15 protein-coding genes and 2 pseudogenes are annotated in these 18479 nt (G+C 70.1%); 11 read left to right on the top strand and 6 right to left on the bottom strand.

Translation table 11 applies throughout. The features are described 5' to 3' along the window. Positions 1-4: 4 nt before the first annotated feature. From N4G47_RS20140 to N4G47_RS20120, 5 genes and pseudogenes are all read left to right on the top strand, one after another. A complete protein-coding gene (locus N4G47_RS20140; RefSeq protein ID WP_475289752.1) occupies positions 5-901 on the top strand; it encodes a DUF58 domain-containing protein in 897 nt (298 codons plus the stop codon). Beyond that, positions 898-2017, top strand: a pseudogene (locus N4G47_RS20135) (BatA domain-containing protein). Before N4G47_RS20140 ends, N4G47_RS20135 begins: the two are co-directional and overlap by 4 nt. After that, a complete protein-coding gene (locus tag N4G47_RS20130) occupies positions 2014-4182 on the top strand; it encodes a hypothetical protein (RefSeq protein ID WP_475289751.1) in 2169 nt (722 codons plus the stop codon). Before N4G47_RS20135 ends, N4G47_RS20130 begins: the two are co-directional and overlap by 4 nt. Beyond that, the gene (locus tag N4G47_RS20125) at positions 4179-4931 is read left to right on the top strand and encodes a hypothetical protein (RefSeq protein ID WP_475289750.1); all 753 of its coding nucleotides are present in this window, start codon (positions 4179-4181) and stop codon (positions 4929-4931) included. Before N4G47_RS20130 ends, N4G47_RS20125 begins: the two co-directional genes overlap by 4 nt. A gap of 38 nt (positions 4932-4969) precedes the next feature. Beyond that, positions 4970-5986, top strand: coding sequence for a hypothetical protein (locus N4G47_RS20120; protein ID WP_475289749.1), 1017 nt, complete (start codon positions 4970-4972; stop codon positions 5984-5986). A 68-nt stretch (positions 5987-6054) separates the two neighbouring features. On the opposite strand, the gene N4G47_RS20115 is transcribed toward N4G47_RS20120, so the two are convergent. Further along, positions 6055-6729: a hypothetical protein gene (locus tag N4G47_RS20115; protein ID WP_475289748.1), complete on the bottom strand. Its 675-nt coding sequence runs from the start codon at positions 6727-6729 to the stop codon at positions 6055-6057. Positions 6730-6768: 39 nt separating this feature from the next. Further along, positions 6769-7275 (bottom strand): hypothetical protein, encoded by a 507-nt coding sequence (locus N4G47_RS20110; protein ID WP_475289747.1) that lies wholly within the window; start codon positions 7273-7275, stop codon positions 6769-6771. Between the two features lie 204 nt (positions 7276-7479). Here N4G47_RS20110 and N4G47_RS20105 point away from each other — a divergent pair, with 204 nt between their 5' ends. The 3 genes from N4G47_RS20105 to N4G47_RS20095 are packed head-to-tail and all read left to right on the top strand — an operon-like array spanning position 7480 to position 11370. Next, complete coding sequence (locus tag N4G47_RS20105) at positions 7480-9969, top strand: DEAD/DEAH box helicase (RefSeq protein ID WP_475289746.1); 2490 nt, start codon at positions 7480-7482, stop codon at positions 9967-9969. Beyond that, entirely contained in the window at positions 9966-11006 is a 1041-nt protein-coding gene (locus tag N4G47_RS20100; RefSeq protein ID WP_475289745.1) for a ribonuclease H-like domain-containing protein, read from the top strand. The genes N4G47_RS20105 and N4G47_RS20100 overlap by 4 nt, the downstream gene beginning before the upstream one ends. Positions 11007-11055: 49 nt before the next feature. Continuing rightward, a complete protein-coding gene (locus N4G47_RS20095) occupies positions 11056-11370 on the top strand; it encodes an I78 family peptidase inhibitor (RefSeq protein WP_475289744.1) in 315 nt (104 codons plus the stop codon). 66 nt (positions 11371-11436) lie between these two features. Here the strand turns inward: N4G47_RS20095 and N4G47_RS20090 are convergent. After that, positions 11437-13436, bottom strand: a pseudogene (locus N4G47_RS20090) (M56 family metallopeptidase). Positions 13437-13439: 3 nt separating this feature from the next. Continuing rightward, positions 13440-13826, bottom strand: coding sequence for a BlaI/MecI/CopY family transcriptional regulator (locus tag N4G47_RS20085; RefSeq protein WP_019661969.1), 387 nt, complete (start codon positions 13824-13826; stop codon positions 13440-13442). A 190-nt stretch (positions 13827-14016) separates the two neighbouring features. Here N4G47_RS20085 and N4G47_RS20080 point away from each other — a divergent pair, with 190 nt between their 5' ends. Beyond that, positions 14017-15084: a serine hydrolase domain-containing protein gene (locus tag N4G47_RS20080; protein WP_475289987.1), complete on the top strand. Its 1068-nt coding sequence runs from the start codon at positions 14017-14019 to the stop codon at positions 15082-15084. Between the two features lie 147 nt (positions 15085-15231). Here the strand turns inward: N4G47_RS20080 and N4G47_RS20075 are convergent, their stop codons facing one another. Beyond that, positions 15232-16338 (bottom strand): SDR family oxidoreductase, encoded by a 1107-nt coding sequence (locus N4G47_RS20075; protein ID WP_475289743.1) that lies wholly within the window; start codon positions 16336-16338, stop codon positions 15232-15234. 192 nt (positions 16339-16530) lie between these two features. On the opposite strand from N4G47_RS20075, the gene N4G47_RS20070 reads away from it, so the two are divergent. Continuing rightward, positions 16531-16839, top strand: a complete 309-nt coding sequence (locus N4G47_RS20070) for a hypothetical protein (protein ID WP_475289742.1) — start codon at positions 16531-16533, stop codon at positions 16837-16839. Positions 16840-16893: 54 nt separating this feature from the next. Here the strand turns inward: N4G47_RS20070 and N4G47_RS20065 are convergent, their stop codons facing one another. Next, on the bottom strand, positions 16894-17979 hold the full coding sequence (locus N4G47_RS20065) for a DNA topoisomerase IB (RefSeq protein ID WP_475289986.1): 1086 nt from the start codon (positions 17977-17979) through the stop codon (positions 16894-16896). Between the two features lie 84 nt (positions 17980-18063). Between N4G47_RS20065 and N4G47_RS20060 the strand changes: the two genes are divergently transcribed. Continuing rightward, the gene (locus N4G47_RS20060) at positions 18064-18453 is read left to right on the top strand and encodes an I78 family peptidase inhibitor (RefSeq protein ID WP_249842332.1); all 390 of its coding nucleotides are present in this window, start codon (positions 18064-18066) and stop codon (positions 18451-18453) included. Positions 18454-18479: the final 26 nt, after the last annotated feature.

Here is an 18479-nt window from a genome sequence, read left to right as displayed (position 1 = left end):
ACGCGTGAACGCAGGCACCCCGCTGACCCTGCCACCGGAACTGCGCGCGCGCCTGCGCCTGCTGCGGTTGCGGCCACGCCTGGCCAGCGGTGCCAGTGGCATCGGCCAGCACGCCAGCCGCAGCCGCGGTGCCGGCCTGGAGTTCGCGCAGTACCGTGCCTACGAGCCGGGTGACGAACTGCGCCAGATCGACTGGAAGCTGTACGCGCGCTCGGACCGTTTCTTCGTGCGCGAGTCCGAACGCGAAAGCCCGATCACCGTCTGGCTGCTGCTCGATGCCACCGCCTCGGCCGGCCAGGCCGATCGCGCGGCACCGCAGCGCACGCGACTGGACCATATGCGTGGCGTGGCGGCGTGCCTGGTTGAACTGGCCCTGCAACAGGGTGATCGCTTCGGCCTGTTGGCCGTCAATGGCGACGGCCTGCAGCTGGTGCCGGCCGCGAGCGGTGCACGCCAGCGCGACCGTGTGTATCTGCAATTGCAGGCGCTGCAGGCACGTGGCGGCTGGCCGCTGAGCGAGCGCCTGCGCCCGCTGTGGGAACGCGTTCGCCCGGGCGACCTGCTGCTGGCCATCGGCGATGGCTTCGACGAGGCCGGCATCGTGCTGCTGGAACAACTGGCCAGCGCCCGCCGCGAAGTGGCACTGCTGCAGATCCTGAGCGCAGACGAACGCGATTTCCCATTCGACGCCGGCCACCGCTTCCGCGACCCGGAGACCGGCGAAGAACTGCTGGGCGATGGCGCGGCGATCCGTACCGACTACCTGCAGCGCTTCGCCGATGCACGCAGCACGCTGCAGACGCGCCTGCAGGCCAGTGGCATCGCCAGCGCCACCGGCTGGCTCGACCAGCCGTTGGACCAGCCCCTGCAGGCCCTGTTCGGCCGCGGAGGCGGCGCATGAACCTGCTGTTTCCACTGGGGCTGGCGGCACTTGCCGCCTGGTTGCTGCCGCTGCTGATCCATCTCGCCCGTCGCCATCCGTATACGCCGTTGGATTTCGCCGCACTGCGTTGGCTGCGCGCACAGATCCGGCCGCGCCAGCGCATCCGCTTCGATGATTGGCCGTTGCTGCTGGTGCGGCTGTTACTGCTGGCAGCCTTGGCGCTGCTGCTGGCGCGGCCTGCGTTGACCGGCCCTGCGCCGGTCCCCGCTGCATGGACGGTGGTGGCTCCGGGCCTGGATGCTGCGGCACTGCGTGGAACGGCCGAGGATGGCAACTGGCACTGGCTGGCACCTGGCTTCCCCGCTGTCGATCAGCCGCCATCTGCATCGACGGCCTCCCTGCCCAGCCTGCTGCGCGAACTGGACGCGCAGCTGCCCGCCGGTACCGCCCTGACCGTGCATGTGCCCGATCCGCTGCCCGGCCTGGACGGCGGACGCCTGCAGCTGTCGCGCGATGTGCAGTGGAAAACGCACCCGCTTGCGGTCACCACCACGGCGGTTGCCGCCCCCGCCGCGATTGCGCGTGCCTGCCGATGCACCCGGCACCGCCCGGCATTGGCTGGACGCGCTGCAGCGGGCCTGGGCCGTGCAGGCGCCACCGGCACCGTTGGCGGCCGGTGCCCTGCCCGAACCCGGCGAGATCGGCACATGGAGCGGCAACGATGCGCTGCCACCGGCCTGGCAGGCGTGGCTGCGCGATGGTGGCACGGTACTGACCGCCGCCAAGCCCACCACGGAGGCCGCGGTACTGCTGCGCAGCCCTGAAGGCACGCCGCTGCTGTGGCAGCAGCGCATCGGCCACGGCCGACTGCTGTCATTGCCCGGCGACTGGGACATCGCCAGCAACCCCACGCTGCGCGATCCCGGGCTGCCGCGTTCGTTGCTGCTGGCGCTGCAACCCCCGCCGTCACCGCGTCTGGGCGATGCGGCAGACCACACGCCGCAGCACGCGGCATTGCCTGCGGCAACACCTCCGCTGCGTGAACCCACCGCCTGGCTGGTGCTGCTGATCGTGCTGCTGTTCGCACTGGAACGCTGGATGGCCAGCAGCGCCCGCCGCAGGGTGCCTGCATGAGTACCGTGCAGCACGCCTGGCGGCGCGCACGACGACGACGCGCGCTCATCACCCTGCTGCTGGGCCTGCCCTGGGCATTGGCCGCCACGGTGCTGGCCCTGCGCCTGGCCGGCTTCGACCTCGCCTGTATGGTCGGCACGGTCAGCCTGCTTGCCTGCGCGGCGCTGGCCACTGCGCGCGCGCGCCGGCTGGACCGGCAGTGGCTGCAACGCCAGCTCGATGGCAGCGGTGCCAGTGAGGACAGTGCCGATCTGCTGTTCGCCGACATCACCACGCTCAATCCGCTGCAGCAGCGCCAGCGCACACATGTGCTGGCGCTGCTGCAACGTGCAATGCCGGAGCTTCGCCCGCGCTGGCCGCGCACGGTGCTGGCCCTATGCTGGATCGCAGGCCTGGCCATCGCGCTGCTGGCACTGGGTTGGCCACGCCCGGGCAACGGCCCCGGCGCGGCTGTCCCCGTGGTGCCAGGCACCTCCGTGCCCGCCGGCCCGTTGCATCTGCAATCGAGCCGCCTGCGCATCGACGCACCGGCCTATACCGGCCAGGCGACGCTCACCCAGAACGCGCTGGATGCCAAGGTGGCCGCCGACAGCCGCCTGTCCTGGTCGCTGCGCTTCGACCGTGCACCGAGCAGGGCCTGGTTGCAGTTCCACGATGGCCGACGCCTGCCGCTGAACGAGCGCGACGGCCAATGGCAGGCGCAGGACGTGGCACGCGCGCCGGTGCTGTATCGCGTGGTGAGCGAACCGGCACTGGCCGAAACCCGCCTGCATCGGCTGGACGTGGTGGCCGATCGCGCGCCCAGCGTGCGCGTGCTGGAACCGGCGGCCAGCCTGGTACTGGGCACGCCCGGGCAACGGCAATGGGCACTGCGCTTCGAGGCCAACGACGATTACGGCGTGGCCGCACAGGCGACCCTGTCAATCACCACCACCCAGGGCAGCGGCGAGAACATCACCTTCCTCAAGCGCAGTGTCCGCCTCACCGGCAGTGGCGAGCCGAGCGCACGGCGCTTCGCGCATACCCTCGATCTGGCCGCGCTGGGTGCGCAGCCCGGCAACGATGTGATCGCCCAGCTGGAGGTGCGCGACAACCACGCACCGGTAGCGCAGATAGGGCGCAGCAGCAGCGTGATCCTGCGCCTTCCCAGCGCCGAAGTGGCACTCGGCGCCGAGCTGGAGGGCCGCATCAAGAAGACGCTGCCGGCCTACTTCCGCAGCCAGCGCCAGATCATCATCGACGCCGAGGCGTTGATCCGCCAGCAGCGCAGCCTGGGCGCCGAGGACTTCGTCAAACGCAGCGACGCGATCGGTGTCGACCAGCGCATCCTGCGCCTGCGCTACGGCCAGTTCCTGGGCGAGGAAAGCGAAGGCGCGCCCAAGCCACCGCCGACCCGCGACCTGCCCACCAGCGATGCGCCTACCGCTGACCGTCATGACGACGATCACGATCACGACCATGGCGCAGACGCCGGCGCACACGATGAGCATGGCCACGATCATGGCGGCAGCGCCAGCAACGCCGATACGCCGCCGGTGTTCGGCAGCGCCACCGATGTGCTGTCCGAGTACGGCCACACCCACGACCACGCCGAGGCAGCCACCCTGCTCGACCCGCAGACGCGCGCCACACTGAAGGCGGCGCTGGACCAGATGTGGTCGGCCGAAGGCGAGCTGCGTCAGGGCCGCCCGCAGCAGGCACTGCCGTTCGCGTACAAGGCGCTGGGCTTCATCAAGCAGGTGCAGCAGGCCGAACGCATCTATCTGGCGCGGGTCGGGCCGGAGCTGCCGCCGATCGATGAAAGCCGCCGGCTGGGCGGTGATCGCGCCGGGCTGGCCAGCCGCGAACTGCCGTTGGCCGCACGCACGCCGCCGGATCCGGCCATTGTTGAAGCCTGGCAGCGTCTCGGCGACGACGCCGGCGCCCCTGACCTGGATGCACTGGCCGGCTGGCAGCAGCGCAACGCCGCCTACCTGCCCGACGCACTGGACCTGGCCGCCGCCATCGAACAGCTGCGCATCGAACCCGGCTGCGGCGACTGCCGTCAACGCCTGCGCGCGCAGCTGTGGCGTGCCCTGCAGCGACCGTTGCCACAGGTGATGCGGCGCAGCGCGACCGATGCGATGGGGCAGCGCTATCTCGACGCGCTGGAGGCGCAGCCATGAACGCCTCCGGTTTGAACCTGTGGATTGCGCTGGCACTGGCCCTGGTCGTGGCCATCGCCAGCGTGCGCCAGTTGCGCGCACGCACGGCGCATCGTGGTCGGCCGTGGATCATTGTGGGATTGCAGATCGTTGCTGCAACGTTGCTGTACTTCTGCCTGCTGCCACCACGCCATCAGCAGCCCGCGGCGGGCCTGGTGGTGCTCAGCGCCGAGGCCGACAACGCCGGCGCACTGCCGGCCAGCGACAGCCCGCTGCTGCTGTTGCCGGAGGCGGCCGCTGTGGCGGGCGGCCAGCGCGTGCCCGATCTGGCCACCGCGCTGCGCCAGCATCCTGCGTCCACGCTGACCCTGGTCGGTGCCGGCCTCAGCGCGCGCGATCGCGACGCGGTGCTGCCCGGCGACGTGCGCTGGCAACCGGCGCCCGCACCGCGCGGCTGGATGGCGCTGCAGCCCCCGGCCGATGTCGCCCCGGGCGCGCGCTTCGAGGTGCAGGCGCAGGCGCGCGGCGTGGCCAACGCCAAGGCCGAACTGCTGGACCCGGCCGACAGCGTGATTGATCGCGCGGATCTGCCCGGTGACGGTAGCGTGCGGCTCAGTGGCGTCGCCCGCGCTGAAGGCCGCAGTGTGTTCCGCCTGCGCCTGCTCGATGCCAGCGGTCACGTGGTGGACACCGTACCGGTGCCGCAGCAGACGCTGCCAGCCGCCCCCTGCGCCTGCTGGTACGCGCCAGTGCACCGGGGCCGGAGCTGAAGTACCTGCGCCGTTGGGCCACCGATGCGGGCATCCGTGTGCAGGTGCAGGCCGATACCGGCGCCGGTCTCAGCGTCGGCGATGGCGCGGTGTCGCTTGACGCGGCCTCGCTGGCCCGCGCTGACCTGCTGCTGCTGGACGAACGCAGCCTGGCGGCATTGAGTGCAGCCCAGATGGCCGGCGTGCGCCAGGCGCTGCGCGATGGACTGGGTGTGCTGGTTCGCAGTGCCGGCGCACCGTCGGCCGGGGCGCGCCAACGCCTGCATGATCTGGGCCTGCCGCTGCGGGGTGACGGCAGCAGCCGCGCCCTTGAACTTGCGGGCGACGGCGAAAGCGCGATGCTGGCCGCTCGGCGTGGCCCGCTGGCCGCCGGCACGCTGCCAACCCGCGACGGCGAGGACGCCGACCGCAGCTCGCACAGTGCCACCCTGCCCGCGCTGGAAACACTGGTGCTGCAGGCACCGGGCAGCAACCCTCTGCTGCTGGACCGTGGCGGCAACACCGTCGGCGGCTGGCGCGCGGTCGGCAAGGGCCGCATCGGCCTGCTGCCAGTGACCGACAGCTGGCGCTGGGTGCTGGCCGGTCGCGATGATCGTCATGGCGAACTGTGGAGCGGCGTGGTCGCCACGCTGGCACGTGCGCAGACCGGCGGTGATGCGCTGTGGTCACCGCAGTCGATCGCCTGGGCAGGTGAGCGGCAGGCGCTGTGTGGCGTGCAGGCGCCGCTGCAGGTCTTCAACGAACGTGGCGACGATGTTCCACTGCGGGTGGATGGCACGACGTCGGCCCTGCGCTGCGCCGGCTGGTGGCCACGCGAAGCGGGCTGGCAGCGCCTGCGCTACGGCGACAGCACGGTCTGGCGTTATGTGTTCGACCCGAAGCAGGCGCCAGCGCTGCATCGGCAGGCGATGATCGATGCGACCACGCAGGCGCTGGCGTCGCACACCTCGGCAGACATCTCGGTTATGCAGCCGGTAACCGGCTCACGCTGGCCCTGGTGGCTGGCCTTCGTGCTGTGTGCCGCGTTGTTGTGGTGGCTGGAGCGGCGGCGGTGATTGCGGGGTCGTGATTCCGGGGTCGGATCCCTTTCGCCCGCGAAAGGGCTCTGACCCCATCCATAGCATCATCGTTTGTCCGCGCGCCGGTACACACCATTGAAACGCACGTTCATGCCACCGCACTCACCGTTGTCGGCCACGATCAGCACCTCGCCCAGCGAGTGCACGCGCACCCTGCAGGTGTCCTCGGCGAATTCCACATCGGCGCCACGCGGCGTCGCACGCGCTTCCACCTGGCCCAGGTTCGGCCCGTACGGGCGCTGCTCCGGGGTAGGGTTGGCGGACGGCCAGTAGGCATCGCCTTCCACATGCAGCTGCCCACCCTGCACCGAGATGCGCAGACCGTTGTCGCCGTCCTTCCAGTTGCCCGCCCAGTCCCGCAGCGACGGCACCAGCGCAGGCAACGGCTGCAACTTGCTGCGGTCCACCCAGCCCGCACTGCCGCCGACCTTGTTCGGGAAGAACGCGCAGCGGTAGCGGCCCAGATCGCGCCCGGTCACCACCGTATCGCCGTTGACCACGTAGCTGCGCTGGCGGCAGGCCGGTTCGCCCTTGGCGGGGCAACCGTCCATGTCGCCGAGCAGGTACAGGCGCGGTGCATCGACCACCCGCGCCAGCGCGAACCTGCTCTGATCAGAGGGGAAGGCGCCGTTGCGGCAACTGCCGTCATCGGCAATGTCCGAAGCGAAGGCGGAGGCCGGCAGCAACGCGGCCAGCAGGCAGAACGTACGCAGGTACATGGCAGTCACCTCCATGGAGACGCCGGCAGGATAACCGGGCTATCGGGATGGCGACGCGGCGCAACCCTCCTGCGCCTGACAGAACTGCAGCGCGCGGCGCTGTTGCTCGACACTCAGTTCCGGTGGCGGCCGTGCGATGGCCGACTGGATCTGGTCCGGCCCGCCGGTGAGCTTGTTCAAGCCCCGGCCCGCTGCCAGCACGCCCTTGACCACGCCCATCATGATGTAGCCACCGCCCAGGCTGACCTGCTCTGGCGACGGCGGCTCGCTCCAGTCGCGGCTGAAGCGGTTGTCGCCGAACTTCACCGGGTTCTTGAAGCGGTACAGGTCCAGCGGCTGGTCGTCTTCCGGCTTGAGCGCACGTACTTCGCCGAGGGTGGTCACATTGTCCGGTGGCGTGGCGGCAAGTGCCGGCGGCGCCGGCGTCTGCGCCTGCGCTGCCGGCGCGGGTGTGGCCTGGGGCGCCTCCTGTTGCGCCTGCGCAATGCCGGCCAGCAACAGGCTGGTCAGGAGTGCTCCCTGCGTTCCGAGTCGTGCCACCGCCATCCACCCTGTTGGTTGCGTCCTGCGGCAAGAATACGGATGCGAGCTTCAGATTTCGTTGCCGGTGCGGCGACGGTTCAGCCTGCGGAGCAGCTGCGACGCCGGGGGCTCTGAACGGTTCACTCCGTCCCACGCCGGTGTCTCACATCCTGAGACGTGGATGTGGTGCCATGTGACCCCTCGCAAACCGTCCCGGCTCCACCTTCCATGGCTTACGAACTCGCCAAGCGCACCGCCGATGCGGAGCAGAAGCTCGCCACCCGCGATGGCCTGCCCGCCCGCGACGGTGCGCTGCTCAGTGCGCGCCTGCAGCGCCGCTACCAGGACCGCATCACCGGCAGCTTCGCCATTCCGGGCCGCGAAGGCCGCTACGCGCCGGTTCCCGACTCGGTGCCGCCGGCACTGGCCGCCGCGCTGAAGGCGCGCGGCATCGAACAGCTTTACAGCCACCAGGCCGAGGCCTGGGAGGCCAGCCAGCGCGGCGAACACGTGGCCATCGTCACCCCCACCGCCAGCGGCAAGTCGCTGTGCTACACCCTGCCGGTGGTCAGTGCCGCAATGCAGGACAAGGCCAAGGCGCTGTACCTGTTTCCGACCAAGGCGCTGGCCCAGGACCAGGTGGCCGAACTGCTGGAACTCAACCGCGCCGGCGATCTGGGCGTAAAGGCCTTCACCTTCGACGGCGACACCCCCGGCGATGCGCGCCAGGCCATCCGACTGCATGGCGACATCGTGGTCTCCAACCCGGACATGCTGCACCAGGCCATCCTGCCGCACCACACCAAGTGGGCGCAGTTCTTCGAGAACCTGCGCTACATCGTCATCGACGAAGTGCACACCTACCGCGGTGTGTTCGGCAGCCACGTCACCAACGTGCTGCGCCGGCTCAAGCGCATCTGCGCGTTCTACGGCGTGCAACCGCAGTTCATCCTGTGCTCGGCCACCATCGGCAACCCGCAGGCACATGCCGAAGCGCTGATCGAGGCGCCGGTCACTGCCATCACCGAATCCGGTGCACCCAGTGGGCCCAAGCAGGTGCTGCTGTGGAACCCGCCGGTGATCAACCCGGACCTGGGCCTGCGCGCGTCGGCACGTTCGCAGAGCAACCGCATCGCGCGCATCGCGATCAAATCCGGGCTGAAGACGCTGGTGTTCGCACAGACCCGGCTGATGGTGGAGGTGCTGACCAAGTACCTGAAGGACATCTTCGACCACGACCCGCGCAAGCCACCGCGCATCCGCGCCTACCGCGGCGGCTACCTGCCCACCGAGCGACGCGAGACCGAACGTGCGATGCGTGCGGGCAACATCGACGGCATCGTCAGCACCTCGGCGCTGGAACTGGGCGTGGATATCGGCAGCCTGGACGTGGTCATCCTCAATGGCTACCCCGGCAGCGTGGCCGCCACCTGGCAGCGCTTCGGCCGCGCCGGTCGCCGCCAGCAGCCCGCACTCGGCGTGATGGTGGCCAGCTCGCAACCGCTGGACCAGTACGTGGTGCGCCATCCGGATTTCTTCGCCGAGGCCTCACCCGAACACGCGCGCATCGCGCCGGACCAGCCACTGATCCTGTTCGACCACATCCGCTGCGCAGCGTTCGAGCTGCCGTTCCGGGTCGGCGATGGCTTCGGCCCGATCGATCCGGAAGTGTTCCTGGAGGCGCTGGCCGAGACCGAAGTGATCCACCGCGAAGGCGAACGCTGGGAATGGATCGCCGACAGTTATCCGGCCAACGCAGTCAGCCTGCGCGCGGTGGCCGATGGCAACTTCGTGGTGGTCGACCGCAGCGATGGCCGCCAGCAGATCATCGCCGAAGTGGATTACTCCGCCGCCGCACTCACCCTGTACGAAGGGGCGATCCACATGGTGCAGTCCACCCCGTACCAGGTGGAGACGCTGGACTGGGACGGGCGCAAGGCCTACGTCACCCGCACCCACGTGGACTACTACACCGACAGCATCGACTTCACCAAGCTCAAGGTGCTGGACCGTTTCGACGGCGGCGTGGCCGGCCGTGGCGATTCGCACCATGGCGAAGTGCACGTGGTGCGCCGCGTAGCCGGCTACAAGAAGATCCGCTACTACACCCACGAGAACATCGGCTACGGCCCGGTGAACCTGCCCGACCAGGAACTGCACACCACTGCGGTCTGGTGGCAGCTGCCACAGACGCTGCTGCTGCGCGCGTTCGCCAGCAAGCAGGATGCGCTGGATGGCTTCCTCGGCGCCGCCTACGCCTTGCACATCGTCGCCACCGTGGCGGTGATGGCCGATGCGCGCGACCTGCAGAAATCGGTCGGCAACGGCGACGGCGCGTGGTTTGCGATCGCCGACCAGAGCGGTCGTGGCCAACTGCGTGGCAGCAATGGCGACCCCGGCGTGGTCGAGCTGCTGCAGGAATTCGTGCCCACCGTGTACCTGTACGACAACTTCCCCGGTGGCGTCGGCCTCAGCGAGCCGCTGTGGCAGCGCCAGGCCGAACTGGTGCAGCGCGCGCGCGAACTGGTGCAGCGCTGCGACTGCAAGGCCGGCTGCCCGGCCTGCGTCGGCCCGGTGCTGGCCGCGCAGGAAGAAGATGAAACCTCGCCGCGCGCACTGGCGTTGCGCGTGCTGGACCTGTTCGACGCTGAAGCGTGTCAGCACGTACCCGATGTGGTGATGACCCCGCGCGAGCCGATGGAGTTGCTGGCACCGTGAGCCTGAGCCTGGACAAGCTGCGCCTGCTGCGCAAGCAGGCCGGCGACCCAAAGGCGAGCACGCCGCCTGCGGTCGAGCCGCCGCCCGCAGCACCCGCCCCGGTGGCCGCCAACGATGCACGACAGCCACCGGCTGAGCGCTCGGTATTCGCCTGGGTCGAGCAGGAGATCCGCCACAAGCCGACCGGCGCTGCGGCTGCCCCGTCGGCTCCCGCACCGCTGCGACGGCCGGAGGTGGGCAGCCTGCATCGGCTGCTCGGCCTGCGCACACGCGGTGGTACCGCCCCGGCACGCGCCAGCGCGCAGGATCGGCAACTGCCCGGTGAAGAAATTGCACCGGGCCTGTTCCTGATCGAATCGCTGCAGCCACAGCCGATTCCGGCGCAGCCGCTGTCACTGGACTTCGCCCGCCGCGAAGGCCAGCACGTGGCCGCGCGCGACCTGATGTTCTTCGATACCGAAACCACCGGCCTGGCCGGTGGCACCGGCACCCGCGCCTTCATGATCGGCGCCGCCGACTGGCATGCCTGCCCGCAACGCGGCGAAGGCCTGCGCATCCGCCAGCTGCTGATGTCCACGATGGCCGCCGAGGACGCGATGCTGGCCACCTTCGCCAGCTGGCTGCAGCCGTCCACCGTGTTCTGCAGCTACAACGGCCGCAGCTACGATGCGCCACTGCTGAAGGCACGCTACCGGCTGGCCCGGCAGCCGGACCCGATCAGCGCACTGGACCATGTGGACCTGCTCTACCCCACCCGCCGCCGTTATCGCGGCAGCTGGGACAACTGCAAGCTGTCCACCATCGAACGCCAGCTGCTGCGCGTGGTGCGCGAGGACGACCTGCCGGGGTCGGAGGCGCCCGGCGCATGGCTGCGCTTCCTGCGCGGTGGCGACGCGGTGAACCTGCGCCGGGTAGCCGAGCACAACCACCAGGACGTGGTGACCCTGGCCCTGCTGCTGCAGCGCCTGGTGCGCGAGGAGCAGCGCGAGCGCGAGACGCTGGCGCTGGTCCAGCCGCAAGGCGTTGACATGCCCTGACGGTGGCAGCGGTGACACTGCCGCCACCATCCACGCTTGGAGCCCGACGATGCGCCTCACTCCCCTGGTCCTGCTCGCCCTCCTGCCACTGGCCGCGTGCAGCCACGCCGGCAGCAGCGGCGCCCACGATTCCACCCCGCCGCCGGTGGCCGATGCTGCGCACGAGTGCAAGCCGGAGACGCTTGAGGCCTTCACCGGCAAGACCGCCGACGAGGCCACCGTGAAGCAGCTGGTGAGCGCCAGCGGCGCGCGCAATGCGCGGGTGGTCAAGCCGGGCATGGCGGTCACCATGGACTTCCGCCAGGACCGGGTGACCGTGCAGGTGGACGCGCAGAACAGGATCGAGCGCGCCAGCTGCGGTTGATCGCCCCAGGGTAGTGCCGGCCGCTGGCCGGCACCCTCGTTGCCGGCCAGCGGCCGGCACGACCGATCAGAGGCGTTCGGCCTTGCCGCTGGCCAAGGCGCGCGCAATCACCTGCTGCGCCTGCTGCGATGCCTGCGTATGCAGGCGTGCCTGGCGTTCGCCCAGCGCGGCCTGCTGGCTGCCCAGCGCCGCCTGGCGGCTTGCCAGATCGGCCTGTTGGCTGGCCAGCCGGCTCATGTCGCGGGTACGGGTGGACTGCGCGGCCTCGCTGCGGGCTTCCTGCATCGCACGACGCGCCTCGGCGGCAGCTTCGCGTGCGGCCTCGCGTGCAACGGCCGCATCGTTGGTCGCGCCGCGTGCCGCCTTTGCCGCTTCCGCCGCCGCTTCGCGATTGATGTCGTGCGCGCTCATCGCACTGCGCGCGGCCTCAGCCGCGGCCATCGCCATCCGGCGCGCCTCCTCGCCCTGCATCCGGCCCATCTCGCCCAGCTGCTGGCCGAGCTCGCTCTGCTGGCGCCCCAGCGCACTCTGCTGGCGGCCCAGTTCGCTCTGCTGGCGCCCCAGGTCCGCCGCACCGGCATAGGCGCGCTGCAACGACTGGATCAGCATCGGGTCGCGCACGATATAGCGCTTGTCACCCTGGCGGAACCACAGCGCGGGGCCCTTGCCGAGCTGCTTACGTGCCAGCGTCACATCGTCGATGCCGCCGTTGGCGAAGGTCGAATCACCATCCACCAGCACGAACGCCTGCGACGGGGACTGGCCCAGATCCAGGCGGCCGTAGGTGGTGATGGACGACATGCGCGAGGTCGTGCGGCCAGCGTCCATGCCGGTGTCGACATCCACATCGGCATCGACATCGACTGCCACATCCGCGTCATCGGGGCCGGAGACCTCTTCGGCGTCGGCAGGTGCGACCGGCGGCGCCGGCGCAACCGGAACGGCCGGCAGGCGCGCGGAAGACGGCGGCGCCGGCGGAGCCTTGGGCGCCTTCGGTGGCAGCGGCGGTACGGCGGTCGGCGCCGCGGGCGGAGCGGGGGTGCCGGCGGCACCGGCGCGGCCACCAGCCGCATCGGCGCCACACCCACCACCACCACGGCGGCGGTCAACGCCATTGCCAGCAGGCGCGGGCAGGCCCTGCGCGGCTGCAGCGAAAGCAGGCGGCGCTTGAGGCTGGTGGTGCTCGGTGCGGCGCTGGCCACACCCAGGTGCGGCTGCGGTGCCACGCCCAGCTGCAGCAGCAGGCGGCCATAGGCCTGGCGGCTGGCGCCATGCTGGCCGACCACCGCCGCATCCACCGCTTCCTCGCGGGCCTGGGCGTATTCACGCACCGACAGGCGCAGCAGCGGGTGGAAGAAGAACAGGTGCTGGGCCAGTGCGGGCAGCAGGCCCCACTGCAGGTCACGACGCTGCAGGTGCTGCAGTTCGTGGGTCAGCGCCAGGTCCAGCGCGTCACCCTGCAGGGCGTTGTCGCCAGCCGGCAGCAGCAGCACCGGGCGGAACGGCCCGACCAGCTGCGGCGAGTCCACCTGCGTGCTCATCCACAGCCGCGGTGCCGGGCGCACGCCGTGCGCATCGGAGGCCAACTGCAACGCCTGCACCAGCGCCTCGTCCTGGCAGGGATAAGCCCCAGCGAGCAACGCGCGGCAGCGGCGCCACTCACCGAAGGTACGCAGCGCCATCAGCAGCACACCAGAAGCCCACAGCGCGGCCAGGGCAACCGCCCACCACGCCACTGCCGGCACGTCGGCGGCCGGCATCGGCATCGCGGCCAGCAGCTGTGCCGAGGCCTCCGGGGCCAGCGGATGCAACGTCTCGGTCACCACTTCGGTCGTGGTCATCGCCACCGCCTGCGGTGCCGGCAGCCACGCCAGTTGCAGCGGCTGGCTCCAGAACAGGCCCACGACCGCCTGCAGCGACACCAGCCACCACAGTCGGCAGCGCGTGGCCGCCGACAGCGACGGCAGCACGCGGCACAGGCCATACACCAGCGCCACCAGCAGCACGGTCTGCAGGCTGGTCCAGCCCAGCCGCTCCAACATCGGGATCAGCATCGTGGTGTCCATGGCTCAGCCCTCGTGGCGGCGCGATTGGAGTTGGGCGACCAGCGCTTCCAGTTCGGCCAGCTCGTTGTCGCTGACCTGCTGGCGCTGCGACAGATAGGCCACGAACGGCGACACCGAGCCTTGCAGGGTATTGTCGACGAACTGGGCCACGGCGCCCTGCAGCACGCTCTGCGGGCCGCGGGTGGCCTGGTAGCGGTAGACACCGTCCTGCTGCCTGCGCTGAAGATACCCCTTCGCCCGCAGGCGCTCCATCATGGTCAGCACGGTGGAACGGGCCAGGCCCCGGGCCTCGCCGTAGCCACTGGCGACCTCGCCGACGCTGGCCGGCGCATGTTCATCGATGTACTGCAGCAGGGCCAGTTCCTGGTCCCCGATCGTCTTGCCACGCATGACACCACTCCCTTGACTACACGTGTCGCCACTGTCGGCGTGACGACAACTGTAGTCAACCCCCGGAAGTCATGGGCCGACGAACGGTAGGGGGCAGCCCGGCACTAAACCTTCTGCCCGTTGTGCGCATCCCACCCTGCACATCACTCCGGAGCACCGCATGTACCGACCTACGTTGCCCTTGCTGGTGCTGTTGCTGGCCGCCCTGCCGGTGGCCGCCGCTGCGGCACCGCTCGACACCGCCAACGAGCAGACCCGCCGGCTGATCCGCCAGACCATGCAGGACGAGCGCATTCCCGGCCTGCAGGTGGCCGTGGTCAAGGACGGGCAGGTTGTGCTTTCCGAGGCCTTTGGCCTGGCCAATGTCGAGAACGGCGTTGCCGCCTCGCGCGACACCCGCTTCCCGCTGAACTCGGCCACCAAGGCCTTTACCGGCGTGGCGGCCGCACAGTTGGCGCAGCAGGGCAGGCTGGACCTGGATGCACCGTTGTCGCGCTATCTCGACGCCCTGCCGCAGCCCTGGCAGAGCGTACGTGTGCGCCAGCTGCTGGCGCACACCTCGGGCCTGCCGGACATCCTTGATGCGCAGGGGCTGGTCGGCGGTGGCACCGAGGCGCAGGCCTGGCAGGCCGTGACCGCGCGGCCGATGGACGCCGCTCCCGGCCAGCGCTTCGCCTACAACCAGACCAACTACCTGCTGCTGGCGCGGATCATCGCGCGGCAATCGGGCATGCCCTACGAGCGCTTCCTCGCCGGCAGCCAGTTCGGCATCGCCGGCATGTCCCGCACCACCTTCGGCGACAGCTACGACCTGGTACCCGATATGGCGACGATGTACAGCCTCGCCCCGCGCGTGACCGAAGCGGTCGACACGCCGCCACGGCTGTCGCACTGGTTCTACGACGTTCCGCCTTCGCTGTGGGCCGGTGGCGGCATCCTCACCACCGCCGATGACACGGCACGCTGGTTGGCCGCACTCACCGACGGCCGCCTGCTGGGTGAGCCTGCGCGCGCGCGCATGTGGACAGCCGAGCCCCTTGCCGATGGTCGCGCCGGCCCCTGGGGCAGCGGCTGGCCGGTGCTGCAGACGGCGCCGGACCGCCAGGTGGCCGGCATCGGCGGCGCGCGCTCGGCTTTCATCGTCTACCCCGACCGCGGTGTGGCAGTGGTGGTACTGACCAACCTGGTCGGTGCCAACCCGCAGCGGTTCATTCCGCGCATCGCCGATCTTTATGCGCCTGCTGCAACAGCGCCCTGAACATCTGCAGGCACGCGTGCCCGGTCGGCCACCCCAGCCACATGCAGCACCCGTGTGTGCGGCAGCTCCAGCGCAGGGCGCTGGGCAATGGCGCAGAACGCGCGCGCCGAGGATTGCTGCCGGCCAGCCACCGGCTCTACCGTCGGCTCAGCCCCGCGGGCCGCCCATCACCGGCAGGATCACCCCGCTGATGTAGCTGGCGCAGGCGGGCGAGGCCAGGAACACGTAGGCCGGTGACAGCTCTTCCGGCTGCGCGGGCCGGCCCATGTCGCTGTCCTTGCCGAACTCGGCCACGTCCTGCGCCTGCTTGTCGGCGGGGTTCAACGGGGTCCACACCGGACCCGGCGCCACGCAGTTGACCCGGATGCCACGCGGCAGCAGCTGGCTGGCCAGCGCCTTGGTGAACGCATGGATCGCGCCCTTGGTGGCCGAGTAGTCGATCAGCGCCTTGCTGCCGAACAGCCCGGTCTCCGAGCCGGTGTTGATGATGCTGGCGCCCTCGCCCAGATGCGGCAGCACCGCGCGCGCCATCTGGATGTAGCCGCCGATGTTGGTCTGCAGCGTTTCCTGCAGATGGGCATCTTCCAGGTCTTCCAGGCGCTGGCAATGCAGCTGGAAGGCCGCATTGTTGACGAGGATGTCGATGCCACCGAACGCCTTGGCCACCTGCTTCACCGCCTTGTTGCAGAAGCGTGCATCGCGCACGTCACCGGCAATCACCACGCAGCGGCCACCTTCGCGCTCGACATGCTGGCGGGTGATGTCGGCGTCTTCGGCTTCATCCAGGTGCAGCACGGCCACGTCCGCTCCCTCGCGTGCGAACAGCACCGCCACCGCGCGGCCGATACCGGAATCGCCCCCGGTGATGATCGCCCGCATGCCCTGCAGCTTGCCGCTTCCAGCGTAGTCCGGGGCGAGGAAGCGTGGCGCCAGCTCAAGTTCGTGTTCATGCCCAGGCTTGGTCAGCTGCTGGGCGGGCATGACCTCAGGTTGCCTGCGCGCACCGGCCTGGGTGGCGGTCTTCTTCGTTGCTTTCTTCGCGGCGCGCGCGTCCTTGGCCTTCTCCTGATCCTGCAGGCGCCGCTGCCGCGAAGCCACGCGTGCCGCGCGCGGGTCGCTGGCGGCCGCCTTGCGGGTGGCGGTTCTCACCACGCGCGGGCGATCGGTGTCGGCAACCGGCTTCGTCGCGGTGCTGCCTTTGCGCACCTTGGGCGAGGCTTTGCGACGGGTGGGAACCTTCTTGCTCGTGGCCATGCTGATCTCCTCGGGGGGAACAGGGCTGCCGGCCAGCGGCCGGCACTACCGGGGCGGCGTGCGCCGCTCGTGCAGTGTCGCCCCCTCGTTGTCGGCGGCAGTGAGCGCACCGTGTCCAGCATGTGCACGGCATTCATTCCGCCACCACGCGCGTCGTCGCACCCTGCACGCAATCACACGAGGAACGCCCGAATGAAACATGCCATCGCCACCGCCGCCGTCTGCCTCGCCCTCGCCGCCTGCAGCAGCACGCCGCTGGCACAGGTTCAACCCATCGACGGGGTCATTTCCGGCCAGTGCCACAGCGACAGGGTGCGCGGTGCGGTCGGCCTGGCTGCATCGGCTGCCACCGTTGAACGCGCGCGCGTGGACAGCGACAGTCTGCACGTGCAGGTGCTGCGCCACGACGGCCCGCGCGTGCCGCCGGCCAGCGAAGGCGGCGACCGCCTGACCATCGAGAAGGGCCGTACCAACAACATCACGGCGATCTACTGCGGATAACTGTCGTCGAGCAAGCTCGACGCTACAGATAACCGCCGTCGAGCACGCTCGACGCTACGTCGAGCCGCTGCGCTTGGACAGCCGCCGCGCGCGGCGCAGCACCTTCAGCGTGGCCTGTTCCCACTGGCGCGGCCCGCGCAGGCCCGCCAGCTTGGCCAGTTCACCACGCTCCCAGCCGGTGAATACACAGGGGTCGATGTAGGCCTTGCGGCACACCGCCGGGGTATTGCCCAGCAGCGCTGCCACCTCGCACACCACCGCGCGCTGCGCCTGGGCCAACGCGCGCTGGCTGGCCGGCTCCGGCAGCTCGGTGGCGGCCAACGCCTGCACCGCGGCCACGGTGCCGCCCCAGGTGCGGAAATCCTTGGCGGTGAAGTCCTCGCCCATCACCTCGCGCAGGTAATCGTTGACCGCACCGGAATCGACCGGCTGGATGACACCGTCGTCGTCGCGGTACTGGAACAGGGCCTGGCCAGGCAGCTGCTGCACGCCGCGCACCAGCGTGCCCAGCCGGCGGTCACCGACCGTCACCTCATGCAGCTGCCCGGATTTGCCGCGGAAGCGCATGCGCACGCGCCCGCCACGCAGCAGGTCCAGATGCCGGTTGCGCAGCGTGGTCAGGCCAAAGGATCTGTTTTCCCTGGCATAGGTTTCATTGCCTACCCGCACCAGGGTGTCGGCCAGCAGCGCGACTACCACCGCCAGCACCTTTTCGCGCGGGAAGCCGCTGCGTTTGAGATCGCGGCCGAGCCGGCGCCGCAGCCCGGGCAATGCTTCGCCAAAGGCGATCACCCGGTCGAACTTGCCGGCGTCGCGTACCGCGGCCCAGTCAGCGTGGTAGCGATACTGCTTGCGCCCACGCGCGTCGCGGCCGGTGGCCTGCAGATGGCCATTGGCCTGTGCACAGATCCACACCGCGGTGTAGGCCGGTGGAATGGCCAGCGCACGGATCCGCTGCAGGGTGGCGGCATCGCGCACGGCATGCCCGTCGGCATCGCGGTAGGCAAAACCCTTGCCGGCGCGGCGACGGCTGAAGCCGGGCTGGGTGTCATCGACATAGCGCAGGCCGGCGGCGCGCGCGGCCTGTTGTTCGGGGGTGGGGGCGTTGCCATGTCGGCCAGTGTCGCGGCTGCGACGCAGTGATCCTGTCGATAACGCAAGACAAACACGTGAGGGTCGGTTCGCCGCTATGCTCGGGCTTTCACAAGCCCTTCCGGAGTCATGATGTCGTTTCCGATTCGCGCCCGTTCGCTCTCCGCCCTGTTGCTGCCGGCCGTGCTGGCCCTGACCGCCTGCCAGGCGCCGGCGCTGGATGAACAGGATTCGGCCACCGCCCATGCGCAGCAGGCCGCCGAGGCCGCCAAGGCCCCCGCCGACGAAGCGGGCAAGGCCACCGAGGCACCGCCGGTCGGCAGCTGCGACGCCAGCCAGGTGCAGAGCCTGGTCGGCCAGGCCTACACCGATGCGCTGGGCAAGCAGGCCCAGGAAGATGCCGGCGCCAGCCAGGTGCGCGTGCTCAAGCCCAACGATGTGGCCACGATGGAGTTCCTGGGCGACCGCCTGAACATCGAAGTGGACGCCAAGGACCAGGTCAGCGGCGTGCGCTGCGGCTGAGTTCAACCCCGCGCCGGCACAGGGTT

This window comes from Stenotrophomonas sp. GSD10 (genome assembly GCF_056172695.1).
This window is presented reverse-complemented; position numbering and strand designations above follow the sequence as displayed.

Coding starts and splice junctions, on each gene's coding strand:
- N4G47_RS20105 (WP_475289746.1), top strand. CDS start 7,480: ATGGCTTACGAACTCGCCAAGCGCACCGCCGATGCGGAGCAGAAGCTC.
- N4G47_RS20115 (WP_475289748.1), bottom strand. CDS start 6,729: ATGTACCTGCGTACGTTCTGCCTGCTGGCCGCGTTGCTGCCGGCCTCC.
- N4G47_RS20070 (WP_475289742.1), top strand. CDS start 16,531: ATGAAACATGCCATCGCCACCGCCGCCGTCTGCCTCGCCCTCGCCGCC.
- N4G47_RS20085 (WP_019661969.1), bottom strand. CDS start 13,826: ATGCGTGGCAAGACGATCGGGGACCAGGAACTGGCCCTGCTGCAGTAC.
- N4G47_RS20075 (WP_475289743.1), bottom strand. CDS start 16,338: ATGGCCACGAGCAAGAAGGTTCCCACCCGTCGCAAAGCCTCGCCCAAG.
- N4G47_RS20130 (WP_475289751.1), top strand. CDS start 2,014: ATGAGTACCGTGCAGCACGCCTGGCGGCGCGCACGACGACGACGCGCG.
- N4G47_RS20125 (WP_475289750.1), top strand. CDS start 4,179: ATGAACGCCTCCGGTTTGAACCTGTGGATTGCGCTGGCACTGGCCCTG.
- N4G47_RS20110 (WP_475289747.1), bottom strand. CDS start 7,275: ATGGCGGTGGCACGACTCGGAACGCAGGGAGCACTCCTGACCAGCCTG.
- N4G47_RS20095 (WP_475289744.1), top strand. CDS start 11,056: ATGCGCCTCACTCCCCTGGTCCTGCTCGCCCTCCTGCCACTGGCCGCG.
- N4G47_RS20060 (WP_249842332.1), top strand. CDS start 18,064: ATGTCGTTTCCGATTCGCGCCCGTTCGCTCTCCGCCCTGTTGCTGCCG.